Here is a 15372-nt window from a genome sequence, read left to right as displayed (position 1 = left end):
GAATGTCGATACAGCCTAGCGCCAGCGTCCGGCGCGGCCGCGGGCAGCCCGGCGATGCGCACCCGGCACTTCGCGGCAACGCATTTCCCTGAGAACGCGGCGCGGCTGCAGGACGGCGCCGAATAGCGCTTCGGCCCCGGATTCCGCAGGGCCGCCGATGACGGCATCCCAGTACACCGGGTCGTCTCCGCCCACCTCATGGCAGTCCGCAATCAGGCCTGACGATCCGGGCCGCGACGTCGACACCGCCCACATCCAGGCCACCGTCCTCCACCCGCGTTTCCTGGCCGCGCAGCGCCGCGACCACGCACGCGGCGCGGTGCGAAAATCCGCCTGTCAGGGCAAGCCGCCACCGGCTTGCTGCTGCCGCCATTGCGCGTATTCGACGAAATCGCCGTCGACCACGTCGTACCACTGGATCGCACCGGAGCGCTCGACACGGAAGCGGTCGCGGACCGGCTCGGTCTGCGGGTCGCCCGGGCAGCCGTCGCCGTGCTTCTCGCGTACGGCGATCTCGATCGCCGCCGGCGCGGCGGCCTCGGGTGCGGCCGCTGCAGACGCTGCCGGGGAGGCGGCGCCCTCGCCGTCCTCGACGGCGTAGCCCAGGCACTGCAGATCGGGATAGGCATGATCGGCCGACAGGCGCGCCTGCAACACGTCCATCGCGCGGTTCCCGTCGAAGGTGTCGGCCGGTGCGGCCGGCGGGGTCGCCCGTGGCGCCTCGGTCTTGGCGGTCGGCGACGGCGTATCGGTCTGCCGATCGGGGGCGGGGCCGCAGCCCGCGCTCAGCATCGCCAGCAGCAGCGCGGCCGGCAGTCGCATGCGCTTGAACATCGTCGTTCCCAGGAAGTCGGTCGCCACCGGCCGTGCCGGCGCCGCTTCCCAGCATAGCCGAAGCGGGCGCCGCCGCGCCCGCTCCGGCCGTCTTCGCCGCACGTGGCGCAGGCAGGCAGCCTGCGCCACGCGCGCGCCGGCTCAGCGGAACCCGGCCACCGTCGCCTTGGTGTTGACCAGCACGCGCTGGTTGTCGGCGGTGCTGGCATTGCCCATCGGCACGCCGTTGTAGGACACGTTCGGGTTGGACCAGTAGTTCAGCCGCGGGCAGCTGCTGGTGCAGTTGTAGGCCATGATCGTGCGCCAGCTGTTGCCGTAGCGATAGCCGTGGCCATAGGCGTACGGCGAGGTGCTGGAGTCGGTGGCCACGTCGTGGCGCGCGCTCTGCAGGTGGCCGATCTCGTGGGCGAAGCTGTAGTAGCCGGTGGCGCAATCCCAGTACACCGCCGCGAACGCGGTGGCGGCGGTGGAACCGATGCCCGAGGCGAGGCCGCAATAGGCGGAGTTGTCGATGATCAGCACGCCGACGTCGGCCGCGGTGCTGTTGCGCGAGGTATGGATGCTGTCCATGTAGCCGTCGCTGGTGCCGCGGAAACGGGTCAGGTCGGTGTTGAAGTCGCCCGACTCGGTGTAGTTGGTGGTCTCGTAGCCGGCCAGCTGCATGGTGATGCCGACGTTGCTGTTGGTGTAGCCCTGGTTGGACTCGGCCACCGCCAGCTGCACCAGCGACTGCATGTTGCCGCCGTAGCTGGTCACCGCCTTGTTGGTCGCCACCACCAGCACGCGGATGGTCGCGGGCGACCCCGACGAGGCACCGGCGGCGGTCACGCGTTCGTCGATCACCGACTGCGGCATCTGCACCGTCGGCAGCAGCGCGTAGTCGGCCGGATGCTCGGCCGGCATGCGCCGTTCGTCGACTTCCACCAGCACATGACCGCCACCGGCGATCGGACGCAGGTGGAACAGGGTGCCGTTGCTGCGGATGCTGCCGGTGATGGTGTCGCCGCTGCGCACCAGGATCGCCGAGTTCAGCGGATCCAGGCCGGACAGCGCACGGGTCCGCGCCACCGCGGCATTGCCGAGATTGCCGTACCAGATGCTGTTGCCGCCTTCCAATTGCTCGGTCTTCAATTGCGTGGCGGTGATGCGCTGGCCCAGCAGGTCCAGCTCGAGTTGCTTCTGTCCGGCGGTGACCGCGGCGGCGTTCACGCCGACCCGCTGCACCGCGCCGGTGGCGGGATTGGCCAGCAGGCGGCTCAGCGCCGGCTCGCCGGCGATGGATTTGGAGACGTACTGGCTGCTCTGGAACAGGGGCGTTCCGGCTGCGGAGGCGGAACCGGCGACACACAGGGCAAGCATCGCGGTAAGGCTGCACATCGACTTCATGTCGGACTCCTGGGTGGTGAGTAGGGACGAACGTCGCCCCGCGCGCGGCCGGAGACGGGGGAGGCCGCGCGGGGGAGTTCGATTAGCCGCTCAGCCACCGTTCAGCGCAAGCAACAAATGCAGCGGGGTCTCCGCTCGGAGATAGGCGTCACAGAACGCACGCAAGGGCGTTCATGCCGCCGCCTGCGCGTTGACGCGACCCGGGCGCCATGCCGCGGGAGGACGCCGCCTCAGCCGGCCTGCTGCTGCAGCGCCAGCAATTCGTCCTCGTCGAACCCGGCCAGCAGGCGCGCCTGCAGGTTGAACGGGCCGTGCAGGTAGCCGCCGGCGTACTCGCGCAGCAGCGCCGCGAAGCGGGCGCGCGGTTCGATCCCGGCCTGCGCGCAGTACCAGCGGTACCAGCGCGAGCCGGCGGCCACGTGCGCCACTTCCTCGCGCAGGATGATGTCCAGGATGTCGGCGGTGGCGTCGTCGCCGAGCGCGCGCAGCTTGGCGATCATGCCCGGGGTCACGTCTAGGCCGCGCGCCTCCAGCACGCGCGGCACCAGCGCCATCCGCGCCAGGCCGTCGTGGGCGGTCTTCTCGCACATCTCCCACAGGCCGTTGTGCGCGGCGAAATCGCCGTAGGCATGGCCCAGCGCGCGCAGGCGGTCGCGCAGCAGCACGAAATGGCGCGATTCGTCGTCCGCCACCGCCACCCAGTCGGCGTAGAACGCCGGCGGCAGGCCGCGGAAGCGGTAGACCGCGTCCCAGGCCAGGTCGATGGCGTTGAGTTCGATGTGGGCGATGGCGTGGATGAACGCCGCACGGCCATCGGCACTGCCGAGGCCGCGCCGCGGCAGCTCGCGCGGATGCACCAGCAGCGGTCGCGGTGGCCGCCCCGGCATGCGGATCGGCTCGGGCGCCGGCGCCGCGGCCGGCACCGCGAGCGCGCCGTCGCGCCAGGCCGCGGCATGGCGCTGGGTCAGCGCCACCTTCTCGTCGGGGTCGGCGGCGTCCAGGCAGGCGCGCGCGGCCTGGTAAAGGTCGCCGTTCACGGCGCCACCGGCGGATGCGCTGCCGCCTGGCGCCGTTCCAGCCAGGTGCGCTGGGCCTGCTCGCAGCGGTTGCCGGGCACCTTGAACACGCAGTCCACGCGATGCGCGCAGGCCAGGGCGAAGGCGCTGCGGCGGTCGGCCGCGGGCGGTTCGGGGATGCTCGCCAGCGGTGCGCTCGACGGCCAGCCGGCGTCGACGCCGATGCCGGCGGCAAGCAGGCGCGACGTGCCGTCGCGGCAATCGACGGCATATCCCCACTGCGGCGCATCGGCGCGCACGTCGTCGGAGGAGCCCTGCGCACGCAGGCGCAGCAGCAGCAGGTCCTCGCCGATGCGCTGCGCGCCGGCGATCGCCAACGGTGCGCGGTAGCCCGGCTGCAGCACCGCCAACTGGTCCGGGGCCATGCACAGCTGCAGCATGGTCAACTGCGCACTCGGCACGCTGCCGTCGCGCAGGCGCGGATCGTCCAGCGCCTGCACCGGCCGCGTGGCGTCGTCAGCAGTGCAGCCGCCGCACAGCGCCGCCAGACCCGCCAGCGCGAGCATGCGCCGCGCCCGGGCGCGGCGGCGGCGGGACTCAGGCACGGCGCTTGCGCTTGGCCTCGTCCGAGCGCAGCTGCATGATCCGCTCGAAATAGCCGGGTTCGATGCCGGTGGTGTACTGGCCGTTGAAGCACGAGGAGTCGAACGCCTTCAGTTCCGGGTTGCCCTCGCGCACCGCGGTCTCCAGGTCTTCCAGGTCCTGGTAGATCAGCCAGTCGCAGCCGAGGAATTCCTGGATCTCCTGCTCGCTGCGGCCGTGCGCGACCAGTTCGTCGGCGGCCGGCATGTCGATGCCGTAGATGTTGGGATAGCGCACCGGCGGCGCGGCGCTGGCCAGGTACACCTTGCGCGCGCCGGCGTCGCGCGCCATCTGCACGATCTGCCGGCTGGTGGTGCCGCGCACGATCGAGTCGTCGACCAGCAGCACCACGCGGTTGCGGAATTCCAGGTGGATCGGATTGAGCTTGCGGCGCACCGACTTCACCCGCTCGCCCTGCCCCGGCATGATGAAGGTGCGGCCGATGTAGCGGTTCTTGACGAAGCCCTCGCGGTACTTCACCCCGAGCACGTTGGAGATCTCCAGCGCGGCGTCGCGCGAGGTGTCCGGGATCGGAATGATGGTGTCGATGTCGTGGTCCGGGCGCAGGCGCAGGATCTTCTCGCCCAGCTTCATGCCCATGCGCATGCGCGCCTTGTGCACCGAGACGTTGTCGATCATCGAGTCCGGCCGCGCGAAGTACACGTACTCGAAGATGCACGGAGTGTGGTCGGTGGGCGAGGCGCAGACCTCGGAGAACAGCTCACCACGGCCGGTGATCACCAGCGCTTCGCCGGGGCGCACGTCGCGCACGCGGGTGAAGCCGAGGATGTCCAGCGCCGAGGACTCGGAAGCGACGATGTACTCGTCGCCCTCCACGCTCTCGCGCTTGCCCAGCACCAGCGGACGGATGCCGTGCGGGTCGCGGAACGCGACCAGGCCCAGTCCCAGCACCACGCTGACCACCGCGTAGCCGCCCTTGCAGCGGCGGTGCACGCCGGCCACGGCGCGGATCGCCGCCTCCGGGGTCAGCATGCGCTGCGCGTCGAGCTCGTAGGCGAACACGTTGAGCAGCACTTCGCTGTCCGAATCGGTGTTGATGTTGCGGCGGTCGGCCTCGAACACCTGCTGGCGCAGGGCTTCGGTATTGACCAGGTTGCCGTTGTGGGCCAGCGCGATGCCGTACGGCGAATTCACGTAGAACGGCTGCGCCTCGTCCATGCCTTCCGAGCCGGCGGTCGGATAGCGGCAATGGGCGATGCCGACGCGGCCTTCCAGCACCGCCATGCGCTTCTCGTCGAAGACGTCGCGGACCAGCCCGTTGGCCTTCTGCACGCGCAGGCGGGTGCCGTCGGCGGTGGCGATGCCCGCCGCGTCCTGGCCGCGGTGCTGCAGCACGGCCAGGCCGTCATAGAGTTGCCCGGCCACGTTCTGGTTGCCGACGATTCCGACGATGCCACACATGTCAACGCTCTCCGCGGCGGGGATGCCGCTATTGGGAAGGTGGCCGTGCCTGGCCGTTGGGTTCGACCCGTGCCGGGTCGAATTGCGCCGGACGCGCCTGCGCCGGATCGATGTTCGCGGGCATCAGTTGCGACGGATCGCCCCCGGGCTGCGCGGACCGCACCCCGGGACGTCCCAGGGCCTTGGACATCATCTCCTGCAGCCCACTGGCCTGCAGGGCGTTGCCCAGCGCGGCATTATCGCCTGCCGCGGGCAAGTTGCCCAAATTCATCTGCGACACGTTCAGTTGCGGCATCTGCGACAGGTTCATCTGCGGCATCTGCGGCATGTGCCAGTCCGGTATCTGCGCGCGCATCCAGCCCACGCCCGGGTTGAGCACCGGCAGCACCATGGAATGCTGCCAGTCCGGCTCGCGGGTCAGCGGGGTGAAGCTCATCAGGAACGCCAGCACCGCGGCGAAGAAGCCGCCACGCGCCGCACCCAGGCCGAAGCCGAGCGCGCGGTCGGTGCCCGACAGCGCGGTCGAGCGCACCGCGGTGCGGATCACCATGCCGACGATGGCGACCACCGCCATCACCGTCACGAAGGTCAGCGCGTAGCCGCCCAGGTAGTAGCTCATGCTCGGCCGGGATCCGTTGGCCAGCCACTGCCCGGCATTGCCGCCGAACTGGAACGTGGCCCAGCCGGCCAGGAACCAGGACAGCGTGCCGACCACGATGCCGACGAACCCGCGCAGGGCCCCGAGCAGGGCCGAGACCAGGATCACCGTCAACAGCACCATGTCGATCATGCGCGCCTCCCGCGGCCGAGCCGCTGCATCGCGCCGATCGCGCGTCGCGCCTGCCTTCCGTGGACCATCGTGCTACTCCATGGGCCGCGGCCCGATCAAGGATGTGGACGTACCATACCGCTGATGCCGACCTTGGCCGCCACCTGGGCGCGCAACTGCTCGGCATCGGCGCGGTTGGCGACCGGGCCGACCCGCACCCGGTTCAGCGCGCCCTTGTCGGTGCGCACCTGCTCGACAAAGGCGCTGAAGCCGGCCGCGCGCACCTTGTCGCGAAGGGCATTGGCGTCCTCGGCCTTGCCGAACGCGCCCAGCTGCACGGCGAAGCCGGTACCGGAGGCGGCAGGCGCGGCCGGCACGCTCGGCGCCGGCTTGGCGGCCGCCGTGGTGGCCGGGGTCGCCACGGGCTTGGCGGGTTCCGGCTTGGGCACGGCCGGCTTGGCCGGTTCCGGCTTGGGCGCCGGCGGCGTCGCCGGCTTGGTGGTGGCGACCGGCTTGGCCGGCTCCGGCGGCAGCGCCTCGGTCTTGGCCGGGGCGGCGGGCGCGACGGCGGCGACGTTGCTGGCGGCGGCCGGCGTAGCGCTGGCCGGGGTGGCGTTGCTCGGCGCCGCATCCAGGGTCACCACCTGGGCGTTGACGTCGTTGCGCACCTTGACCGCCTGCAGGCGCACGGATTCGGCCTGGGCGCGATCGGCATACGGTCCGATCCGCACCCGCCAGGCCTGGCGCCCGCCGATCGTGGCCTGCTCGCGGAAGCCCGGCAGCTGCGCCTGCTTGAGCCGCGCGATCACCGCATCGGCGTCGGCGGCGGTGGCGTAGGCGCCGAAATTCACCGCGTAGTTGCCGGCGGCCGTGCTCGGCGGCAACGGTTGCGCGGCGCTGCCCGCGGCCGGATCGGCCAGGTCGGCGGCATCGGGGTTGTCCTTGACCGGCGCCGGCGCGGCGGCTGGCGCAGCGGCGGCGCCCGGCGCCTTGGCCATGCCCACCGCCCCGCCACTGGGTGCGTCGCCCGGGGTCACCAGCGGCAGCTCGCGGGTCTCGAACTGGCCGTCGGCCGGCGCGTCGGGCGCCTTCAGCGGCACATTGGCCACGCCGCTGTCGGGCGCAGGCCCCTTCACCAGCATCGGCAGGAAGATCACGGCGAGCGCTACCAGGACAAGGGCGCCAATCAATCGCTGTTTCAGGACGGTATCCACGGAAAGGCTGAGGGGGCGGCGTGGCGGAGTGCCGTGCCGATTATAAGGTGGGCCCGCGCGGAGGCGGGATCAGCCGGCTGAATGCAGCCAGTGCAAGGCCTCGGCGGCGGTATGGAACGAACCGAACACCAGCACCCGGTCGCCCGGCTGCGCCTGCGCCAACGCCGATTGCAGCGCCTGCGCCACGCTCTCGGCGCCGCCGGCCTCGGCGGCGGCGGCGGCGGTCCCCGCCAACCGCGCGCGCAACTGCGCAGCGCTCTGGCCGCGGTTGCCGGCCAGGCCGGCCAGGTGCCAGGCATCGACCTGCGCAGCCAGTGCCTCCACCACCCCGGCGGCGTCCTTGTCGGCCAGCGCCGCGAACACCGCGCAGGTGCGGCCGGCGACCGGCTGCGCCTGCAGCGCGGTGGCCAGTTCGCGGGCCGCCTGCGGGTTATGGCCGACGTCGACCAGCACCTCCACCCCGTCGCGCACGCACGGCTGCAGGCGCCCGCGCAGGCGTGCGGCGGCGATGCCCTCGGCGTAGGCGTTGCGTGGCAGCGAGCGACGCAGCGCACGCAGGGCGGCGATGGCGGTGGCGGCGTTGGCGCGCTGCACCGGCGCGCGCAGCTGCGGCAACGGCAACTGCAGTTCGGTGCCGACGTCGCGCCAGCGCCAGCGGTCGGCGTCGATCGGCTCGTGGAAGAAGTCGCTGCCGGCGCGCAGCGCATTGGCGCCGATCGCATAGGCGCGGCGCAGCACACTGGAGGGCGGATCGATCTCGCCGAGCACCAGCGGTTTCCACGGCCGCGCGATGCCGGCCTTCTCCGCACCGATCGCTTCGCGGTCGGTGCCGAGCCAGTCGGTGTGGTCGATGTCCACGGTGGTGATGACCGCCACATCGGCATCGACCAGGTTCACCGCATCCAGCCGGCCGCCGAGGCCGACTTCCAGCACGGCCAGATCCAACTTGGCTTGCTGGAACAGCCACAACGCCACCAGCGTGCCGTACTCGAAGTAGGTCAGCGCGGTGTCGCCGCGCGCGGCCTCCACTGCCGCGAAGGCGGTCACCAGCTCGGCATCGCTGGCCTCGTCGCCGTCGATGCGCACACGCTCGTTGTAGCGCAGCAGGTGCGGCGAGGTGTAGCTGCCCACGCGCCAGCCGGCGGCACGCGCGATGGCCTCGACGAAGGCGACGGTCGAGCCCTTGCCGTTGGTGCCGCCGACGGTGATGACGTGCTTGGCCGGCTTGGTCAGGCGCATGCGTGCGGCGACCGCGCGCACCCGTTCCAGGCCCATGGCGATGTCCTGGGGGTGCTGGCGCTCGATGTAGGCGAGCCATTCGGGGAGGGTGTTCATTTGTGTATTTCTAGCCTTTCAGGCAAGCGCGCTCGCTCGCCTTCGTCAGAAGCAACAGCTTTGGAGCGACAGCTTTCGCGCTGACGCGCGAGTCACTTTTCTTTGCTTGTGCAAAGAAAAGTAACCAAAAGAAACGCTTCAACACAGCCGAATGGCTGGTCAAGCACACCCGGGCGCCGCGCCCTCCGCGCTGCGCGCTCCGGGTGCGCACTTGGCCTGGGCATTTTTCGACGGCACATCCATGTGCCGACGAAAAACGGCGCGCGTCCTGCGCGCCGCCCCTTCGGGGTTTTCGCCCAGACCAAGTGCCGCGGCTCACGGGATCCCGAAAAGCAAAGCAAAAGCGACAGCAAAAGCACGGCAACGGCAACGGCAACGGCAACGGCCAAGCGAAACGCATCGGAAGCGGGACGGATCAACTCGTCGACGAGACAACGCACGCTATACGCGCATCATGTTCGTCCTACAGCGCCCGATGCTTCGCCTCGCCGAAGAACGGCGTGTGGTGCGCGCAATCGTTCAAGCGCACCACTTCCAGATGCTCCACATCCGGCCCTTCCAGCAGGTTCAGCGTGGTCGGCGCCTGGCGGAAACTCCACAGCCGCGCGATCGGCAGGCCCAGCACCCGGCACAGGATCACCCGGTTGACCGCATCGTGCGCCACCACCAGCAGCGTGTCGTGCTCGCCCAGGCCCTCGGCGGCGCGGGTCAGGCCGCGCCAGGAACGCTCCAGCACCTGCCGCAGCGACTCGCCACCCGGCATCAGCACCGTATCCGGTTCCTCGCGCCAGGCGCGCAGGCGTGCCGGGTCCTTCTCGTGGATCTCGCTGGCCAGCAGGCCTTCCCACTCGCCATGGGCGATCTCCTGCAGGTCCGGATCGGTCTGCAGCAACGCCTCGCGCTCAGGGCCCAGCGCGAAGCGCGCGGTGCGCTGCGCACGGGACAGCGGCGAGGCCACGGCGCGGGTCAGCGACACCTCGCGCAGGCGTGCGCCAAGCGCCTGCGCCTGGGCGTCGCCGACCGGCGACAGCGGGATGTCGATCTGGCCCTGGTAGCGGCCTTCGGCGTTCCACGGGGTTTCGCCATGGCGGGCGAGCAGAATGCGCATGCGCTGGATTCCTTGGGGGGAAGGGGCCGTCTCGCAAACGAAAACGGAGCGGCATGATACCCGCTCCGTCGCCGGAAACCCTGTGCTGCATCCCGCGTGCCCGCCGCGGCGTGCCGGGGCGGACATGCGGACGGCGGCCGTCGCCGCCGCCCGCCGGAACCCGGCTCACTTGGCCAGGTTCAACTCCTTCAACAGCCGCGGCGCCGGCATCACTTCCTGCATGATCCAGTGCAGGTAGCGCGAATCGACCGCAATCATGCGCGTCATCGCCGGATCGAACACCCAGTTCGAGCTCACCGACTCCCAGTTGCCGTCGAAGGCCAGGCCGACCAGCTTGCCGTGCGCGTCCATCACCGGCGAACCGGAATTGCCGCCGGTGATGTCCAGGTCGGACAGGAAGTTGACCGGCACCGTGCCCAGCCGCTTGTCCTCCAGCCCACCGTAGCGCTTGGCCTTGGCCGCCTCCAGCAGCGCCTTGGGCGAGTCGAACGGCTCCACGCCGGTGTCCTTGGCGACCACGCCTTCCAGCGTGGTGAACGGGGTGTAGGCCACGCCGTCCTTCGGCACGTAGCCCTTGACGTTGCCGAAGGTGATGCGCAGCGAGGAGTTGGCGTCCGGATACACGAACTCGCCCTGGCTCTTCTTGTAGTCGGCCACGGCCTGCAGGTAGCGCGGACGCGCCAGCAGTTCCTCGCCCTCACGCCGCTTCTCGTCCTGCTCGATCTGCAGCAGGGTCGGCATCAGTGCCACCGCATAGCGCAGCGCCGGGTCGTCGCTGGCCTCGAACGCGGCGCGGTCGGCATGCAGCCACTTCAGGCGCGCCTCGGTATTGCCCAGCTGGGTGCCGGCCAGACGCGTGGCGGCGGCCTGCGCGTCGGCACCGGCCAGCCACTGGTCCAGCGCCGGCAGGCGCTGCGCCTTCGGCAGCTTCAGGTACTGGTCGAACCAGTAGCGCTGCAACTGGCTGTCCATGGCGGCGACGTAGCGGCGCTCCATCTGCTTCATCGCGCCCTCGATCTCGGGCAGGTCGCGCTCCTGGTAGCCCGGCTCGCGTTCGGCGTCCGGCTTGGCGCGTTCGATCGACAGGCGGTACAGGGACACCGCACTGCCGAGCACGCCGGTGCGGCGCATCTGCCGCAGCACCAGGTCGCGATCGCGGGTGGCCTTGGCCTGCTCGCCCAGCGCCAGCAGTTGCGCATGCGCCTGCAGCGCCGCCTTGCCCTCGCCGCCCTGGCGCTTGAGCCAGGCCAGCACTGCGTCTTCCTCGGCGTGCTTCTTGGCCGCCGCGTCGATGCGCTTGAAGCCCTCAAGCTGGCCCTCGTAGTTCTTGGCGACGTTGTTCCAGCTGGCCATGGTCGCGGCGTACTTCACCTGGATGTCCGGGTTCTGCTTGCCGGCCTGCTCGACCAGCGCGATCAGGTCGCGGTACTGGCGCGCGGCGGTGGGGTAGCCCCAGCTCGCGGTGGCGTCGAACTCGGAGGCCAGCGCATAGCGGTTGGTACGGCCCGGGTAGCCGGCGACCATGACGAAATCGCCGGCGCCCAGCGGCTGGTCGGCGAACTTCAGGAAGTGCTTGGGCTGGTACGGCACGTTGTCCTTGGCGTAGGCGGCCGGCTTGCCGTCCTTGCCGACGTAGGCGCGGTAGAACGAGAAGTCGCCGGTGTGGCGCGGCCACATCCAGTTGTCGACGTCGCCGCCGAACTTGCCGATGCCCGACGGCGGCGCGTAGGCCAGGCGCACGTCGCGGATTTCCAGGGTGCGGAACAGGCGGTAGGTGTTGCCGCCGGAGAAGCTGTACAGCTCGCAGCGGTAGCCGGCATCGGCTTCGCACGCGGCGACCTGGGCCTTGTCGAAATCCTCCAGCGCCTGCGTGCGCTTGAGCGCATCGTTGCCGGCGGCGGCCATCGCCGCCTTGGCCTGCGCGGTGACGTCGGTGATGCGGTCGAGCACGTAGATGCGCGCGTTCGGGCCCGCGCTCAGTTCGGCGCCCTGGCTGGCGGCGCTGAAGCCGTCGCGGATCAGGTTCTTCTGCGGAGTGGAGTTGAGCTGGATCGCGCCGTAGGCGCAGTGGTGGTTGGTCACCACCAGGCCCTGCGGCGAGACGAAGCTGGCGGTGCAGCCGCCCAGCGAGACCACCGCGCCCATCGGGTCGCCGGTGAGATCGGACAGTTGTTGCGGCGACAGCTTCAGGCCGGCCTGCTGCAGCGGCCCGGCGATGTCCGGCAACTGCTGCGGGACCCACATGCCCTCGCCAGCTTGGGCGACGGAGGCGCCGGACAGGGCGGCCACGGCGGCGATGGCGACAGCCAACGAATTCGAACGCATCCAATAGCTTCCTTGATGACAGACGTTAGAGTGTAACGGCTATCATCAAGTGGCCGGACCGTGACCAATGGCACCCTGACCGCGCCGCAACATGGCCGCGTCGGCCGGGCGCTTATACTGCGCGCCCTCTTCCCATCGAATCTGCACCGACATGGCGCAAACAATGAAGGCGCTGGTCAAGCGCGAGGCCGCCAAGGGCATCTGGCTGGAACAGGTGCCGGTGCCGGTGCCCGGCCCCAACGAGGTGCTGATCAAGCTGGAAAAGACCGCGATCTGCGGCACCGACCTGCACATCTACCTGTGGGACGAGTGGAGCCAGCGCACCATCAAGCCCGGCCTGACCATCGGCCACGAGTTCGTCGGCCGCATCGCCCAGCTCGGCTCGGCGGTCACCGGCTACGAGGTCGGCCAGCGCGTCTCGGCCGAAGGCCACATCGTCTGCGGCCACTGCCGCAACTGCCGTGGCGGGCGTCCGCACCTGTGCCCGAACACGGTCGGCATCGGCGTCAACGTCAACGGCGCCTTCGCCGAGTACATGGTGATGCCGGCCTCCAACCTGTGGCCGATCCCCGACCAGATCCCGTCCGAACTGGCCGCGTTCTTCGATCCCTACGGCAACGCCGCGCACTGCGCGCTGGAGTTCGACGTGATCGGCGAGGACGTGCTGATCACCGGCGCCGGCCCGATCGGCATCATCGCCGCGGGCATCTGCAAGCACATCGGCGCGCGCAACGTGGTGGTCACCGACGTCAACGACTTCCGCCTGAAGCTGGCCGCGGACATGGGCGCGACCCGCGTGGTCAACGTCGCCAACACCTCGCTCAAGGACGTGATGGCCGACCTGCACATGGAAGGCTTCGACGTGGGCCTGGAGATGAGCGGCAATCCGCGCGCGTTCAACGACATGCTCGACTGCATGTACCACGGCGGCAAGATCGCCATGCTCGGCATCATGCCGCGCGGCGCCGGCTGCGACTGGGACAAGATCATCTTCAAGGGCCTGACCGTGCAGGGCATCTACGGCCGCAAGATGTACGAGACCTGGTACAAGATGACCCAGTTGGTGCTGTCCGGCTTCCCGCTGGGCAAGGTGCTGACCCACCAGCTGACCATCGACGAATTCCAGAAGGGCTTCGACCTGATGGAAGAAGGCAAGGCCGGCAAGGTCGTGCTGAGCTGGTGATGCGCGCGCCGCGGCTACGCGGCGATGCGATGCCGAAAAAGACGAAGGGCGCCTCGCGGCGCCCTTCGTCGTTTCACGAGACGATGCGATCAGAACGCGATCGTGCCCGAGACCACCACGCGGTGACCGGCCAGGCGCTCGGTGAAGTTCGCCGCGCCCTTGTTGTCGGTGTCGTAGTAGCCCACGCTCAACGCCAGCGGGCCGACCATCTTGCCCACGCTGACGTTGTAGTCGGTGTAGTCCTGGTACGCGGTCAACGCGCTTTCGTAGGTGGTGCGGCCGACGTGCGCGCCGACGCTGAAGCCCTGCGGCAGCGACCAGTTCCCGTCGAGCGCGTAGTAGAAGCTGTCCCGGTCCAGGTTGTACACGTTGTCGGTGTAGGCCACGGTCAGGGTGTAGGTCTTGAGGAACTTGGTCTTGGTGATCAGTTCGTTGTAGTTCGACTTGCCGGCGCCCGGATAGCCGTAGCGGTTGACCATCACGTCGAAGTTCCAGTCCGGCGAGAAATCGACGTTGTAGCCGACGAAGCCGTCCACTTCCCAATCCGGATCGCCCGCGCCGAAATCGACGTTGGAGCCCCAGGTGCCCACGTACAGGCCGAACGGCGAGGTGTAGGTGAGGCCGGCCTGGAACGCCGGGCCCTTGTTGGTCTGGGAGACGCCACGGAACACGTAGTCGCTGACCACGCCATAAGAGCCGGTGATCGGCGAGGTGGGCTCGTCCTGGGCCAGGACGGTGAGCGGCGAAGCGGCCAGTGCGACGGCCAGGGCGAGAGTGGTCTTGTTCACCGGTCATTCTCCTAGGGTTGACGAGGAAGGGGTGCAGCGACGAGGCGGATGCGCCTTTACGGTTTTTTAACTGCTTTGATCATGCAGTGCAACAACTTTTCACGCGGCGCATGCCACGCTCTGACACAAAACCCCGGATTCGCGCCAAGCGCGGACACAGCGAGCCGCCGACAGCGGGAGCCGGCCTGTCAGGGAAGGCCCTCGTCCGGGAGTTGGCGGTCAGGCCGCGACCGGGCAGGCAGCCGCTGGCCACACCAATGCGCAGGCGCCGGCGGTCGCCGATCGGCAAGGCGCGATGGCGCCTCAGTCGGGCCGGGCGAAGACCCCGAAACGGCGTGCGCGCAGGTGCAATGGCTGGCCCGGCGCGTAGTCGGGTGCCCCCTCGCCCGCCGGCAGTTCCACCTCGACCTCGTCGTGGCCGTGCGCCAGCTGCGCGCGCAAGCGCAGCCGCGGGCCGCTGCGCTGGATCGACAGCACCGTCGCCGCCCAGCCCTCGTTGCCTGGCGCCAGGTCTTCCGGCCGCACATACAGCTCGACCGGACCACTGGACAGCGGCGTCGACGGCGCCGGCAAGGCCAGGCCGCCGACCTGCACCGCACCGTCGTGCAGACGCGCCGGCAGCCGGTTCACCGCGCCGACGAAGGCGTAGACGAAGGGCGACGCCGGCTGCTCGTAGACCTGCGCCGGGCTGCCGATCTGCTCGATCCGGCCGCGGTTGAGGATGGCCACGCGGTCGGCCAGTTCCAGCGCCTCTTCCTGGTCGTGGGTGACGAACACCGTGGTCAGGCCGGTGCGTTCGTGCAGCTCGCGCAGCCAGCGCCGCAGGTCGCGACGGACCTGTGCGTCGAGCGCGCCGAACGGTTCGTCGAGCAACAGCACGCGCGGCTCGATCGCCAGCGCGCGGGCCAGCGCCACGCGCTGGCGCTGGCCGCCGGACAGTTGCGCCGGGTAGCGTCGCTCCAGGTCGTGCAACTGCACCAGCGCCAGCAGTTCCTGCACCCGCGCGCGGATGCGCGCCTCGCTCCAGCGCGCCTCGCGGCGCACGCGCAGACCGAAGGCGACGTTCTCGTACACGCTCATGTGCTTGAACAAGGCGTAGTGCTGGAACACGAAGCCGACCCGGCGCGCCTGCACCGACAGCGCGGTGGCGTCCTCGCCGTGGATCAGCACGCGTCCGCGGTCGGCATGTTCCAGCCCCGCGATCACCCGCAGCAGCGTGGTCTTACCGGAGCCGGAGGGCCCCAGCAGCGCCAGCAGTTCGCCCTGGCGGATGTCCAGGCTGACGTCGTCGAGCGCGGCGAAATCGCCGAAGCGCTTGCCCAGATGCTGTACGCGAATGCTCATCGCAAC

The 15372-nt window shown here is 70.0% G+C and carries 13 protein-coding genes; 1 reads left to right on the top strand and 12 read right to left on the bottom strand.

From position 1 onward, the window contains the following. Positions 1-336: 336 nt before the first annotated feature. From CEK66_RS08285 to CEK66_RS08240, 10 genes are all read right to left on the bottom strand, one after another. Positions 337-834 (bottom strand): hypothetical protein, encoded by a 498-nt coding sequence (locus tag CEK66_RS08285; protein ID WP_152236567.1) that lies wholly within the window; start codon positions 832-834, stop codon positions 337-339. Between the two features lie 141 nt (positions 835-975). Further along, positions 976-2220 carry a zinc-dependent metalloprotease gene (locus tag CEK66_RS08280; RefSeq protein ID WP_152236565.1) on the bottom strand — a complete coding sequence of 415 codons (1245 nt, stop codon included), beginning with the start codon at positions 2218-2220 and terminating at the stop codon, positions 976-978. Between the two features lie 230 nt (positions 2221-2450). After that, positions 2451-3302 (bottom strand): ferritin-like domain-containing protein, encoded by an 852-nt coding sequence (locus tag CEK66_RS08275; RefSeq protein WP_193312603.1) that lies wholly within the window; start codon positions 3300-3302, stop codon positions 2451-2453. Next, on the bottom strand, positions 3254-3802 hold the full coding sequence (locus tag CEK66_RS08270) for a hypothetical protein (RefSeq protein ID WP_152236563.1): 549 nt from the start codon (positions 3800-3802) through the stop codon (positions 3254-3256). The genes CEK66_RS08275 and CEK66_RS08270 overlap by 49 nt, the downstream gene beginning before the upstream one ends. Before the next feature lie 31 nt (positions 3803-3833). Next, positions 3834-5300, bottom strand: a complete 1467-nt coding sequence (purF, locus tag CEK66_RS08265) for an amidophosphoribosyltransferase (RefSeq protein ID WP_017913998.1) — start codon at positions 5298-5300, stop codon at positions 3834-3836. Positions 5301-5328: 28 nt separating this feature from the next. Further along, a complete protein-coding gene (locus CEK66_RS08260; protein WP_152236561.1) occupies positions 5329-6090 on the bottom strand; it encodes a CvpA family protein in 762 nt (253 codons plus the stop codon). A gap of 95 nt (positions 6091-6185) precedes the next feature. Then, positions 6186-7283, bottom strand: a complete 1098-nt coding sequence (locus CEK66_RS08255; protein ID WP_152236559.1) for an SPOR domain-containing protein — start codon at positions 7281-7283, stop codon at positions 6186-6188. 69 nt (positions 7284-7352) lie between these two features. Further along, on the bottom strand, positions 7353-8618 hold the full coding sequence (gene folC, locus CEK66_RS08250; protein WP_152236557.1) for a bifunctional tetrahydrofolate synthase/dihydrofolate synthase: 1266 nt from the start codon (positions 8616-8618) through the stop codon (positions 7353-7355). Positions 8619-9081: 463 nt separating this feature from the next. Beyond that, positions 9082-9726, bottom strand: coding sequence for a histidine phosphatase family protein (locus tag CEK66_RS08245; protein WP_152236555.1), 645 nt, complete (start codon positions 9724-9726; stop codon positions 9082-9084). Positions 9727-9891: 165 nt separating this feature from the next. Next, positions 9892-12051 (bottom strand): S46 family peptidase, encoded by a 2160-nt coding sequence (locus CEK66_RS08240; RefSeq protein ID WP_152236554.1) that lies wholly within the window; start codon positions 12049-12051, stop codon positions 9892-9894. Between the two features lie 151 nt (positions 12052-12202). Here CEK66_RS08240 and tdh point away from each other — a divergent pair, with 151 nt between their 5' ends. Beyond that, positions 12203-13234 carry an L-threonine 3-dehydrogenase gene (gene tdh / locus CEK66_RS08235; RefSeq protein ID WP_026144006.1) on the top strand — a complete coding sequence of 344 codons (1032 nt, stop codon included), beginning with the start codon at positions 12203-12205 and terminating at the stop codon, positions 13232-13234. An 89-nt stretch (positions 13235-13323) separates the two neighbouring features. Here the strand turns inward: tdh and CEK66_RS08230 are convergent, their stop codons facing one another. Both CEK66_RS08230 and CEK66_RS08225 read right to left on the bottom strand, forming a co-directional pair. After that, positions 13324-14022 carry a TorF family putative porin gene (locus CEK66_RS08230; RefSeq protein ID WP_017910766.1) on the bottom strand — a complete coding sequence of 233 codons (699 nt, stop codon included), beginning with the start codon at positions 14020-14022 and terminating at the stop codon, positions 13324-13326. Positions 14023-14325: 303 nt separating this feature from the next. Beyond that, on the bottom strand, positions 14326-15366 hold the full coding sequence (locus CEK66_RS08225) for a sulfate/molybdate ABC transporter ATP-binding protein (RefSeq protein WP_152236552.1): 1041 nt from the start codon (positions 15364-15366) through the stop codon (positions 14326-14328). Between the last annotated feature and the right edge of the window lie 6 nt (positions 15367-15372).

It is taken from the genome of Xanthomonas sp. LMG 12460, from assembly GCF_009192895.1.
GTDB lineage: Bacteria > Pseudomonadota > Gammaproteobacteria > Xanthomonadales > Xanthomonadaceae > Xanthomonas_A > Xanthomonas_A sontii.
Note: the sequence above shows the minus strand (reverse complement) of the source record. Positions and strands in the feature narration are given on the sequence as shown.

Excerpts from the sequence above, each read along its gene's own strand:
- CEK66_RS08270 (WP_152236563.1), bottom strand. The coding sequence starts at position 3,802 with ATGCTCGCGCTGGCGGGTCTGGCGGCGCTGTGCGGCGGCTGCACTGCT.
- CEK66_RS08245 (WP_152236555.1), bottom strand. The coding sequence starts at position 9,726 with ATGCGCATTCTGCTCGCCCGCCATGGCGAAACCCCGTGGAACGCCGAA.
- purF (WP_017913998.1), bottom strand. The coding sequence starts at position 5,300 with ATGTGTGGCATCGTCGGAATCGTCGGCAACCAGAACGTGGCCGGGCAA.
- CEK66_RS08280 (WP_152236565.1), bottom strand. The coding sequence starts at position 2,220 with ATGAAGTCGATGTGCAGCCTTACCGCGATGCTTGCCCTGTGTGTCGCC.
- CEK66_RS08285 (WP_152236567.1), bottom strand. The coding sequence starts at position 834 with ATGTTCAAGCGCATGCGACTGCCGGCCGCGCTGCTGCTGGCGATGCTG.
- folC (WP_152236557.1), bottom strand. The coding sequence starts at position 8,618 with ATGAACACCCTCCCCGAATGGCTCGCCTACATCGAGCGCCAGCACCCC.
- CEK66_RS08260 (WP_152236561.1), bottom strand. The coding sequence starts at position 6,090 with ATGATCGACATGGTGCTGTTGACGGTGATCCTGGTCTCGGCCCTGCTC.
- tdh (WP_026144006.1), top strand. The coding sequence starts at position 12,203 with ATGGCGCAAACAATGAAGGCGCTGGTCAAGCGCGAGGCCGCCAAGGGC.
- CEK66_RS08225 (WP_152236552.1), bottom strand. The coding sequence starts at position 15,366 with ATGAGCATTCGCGTACAGCATCTGGGCAAGCGCTTCGGCGATTTCGCC.
- CEK66_RS08240 (WP_152236554.1), bottom strand. The coding sequence starts at position 12,051 with ATGCGTTCGAATTCGTTGGCTGTCGCCATCGCCGCCGTGGCCGCCCTG.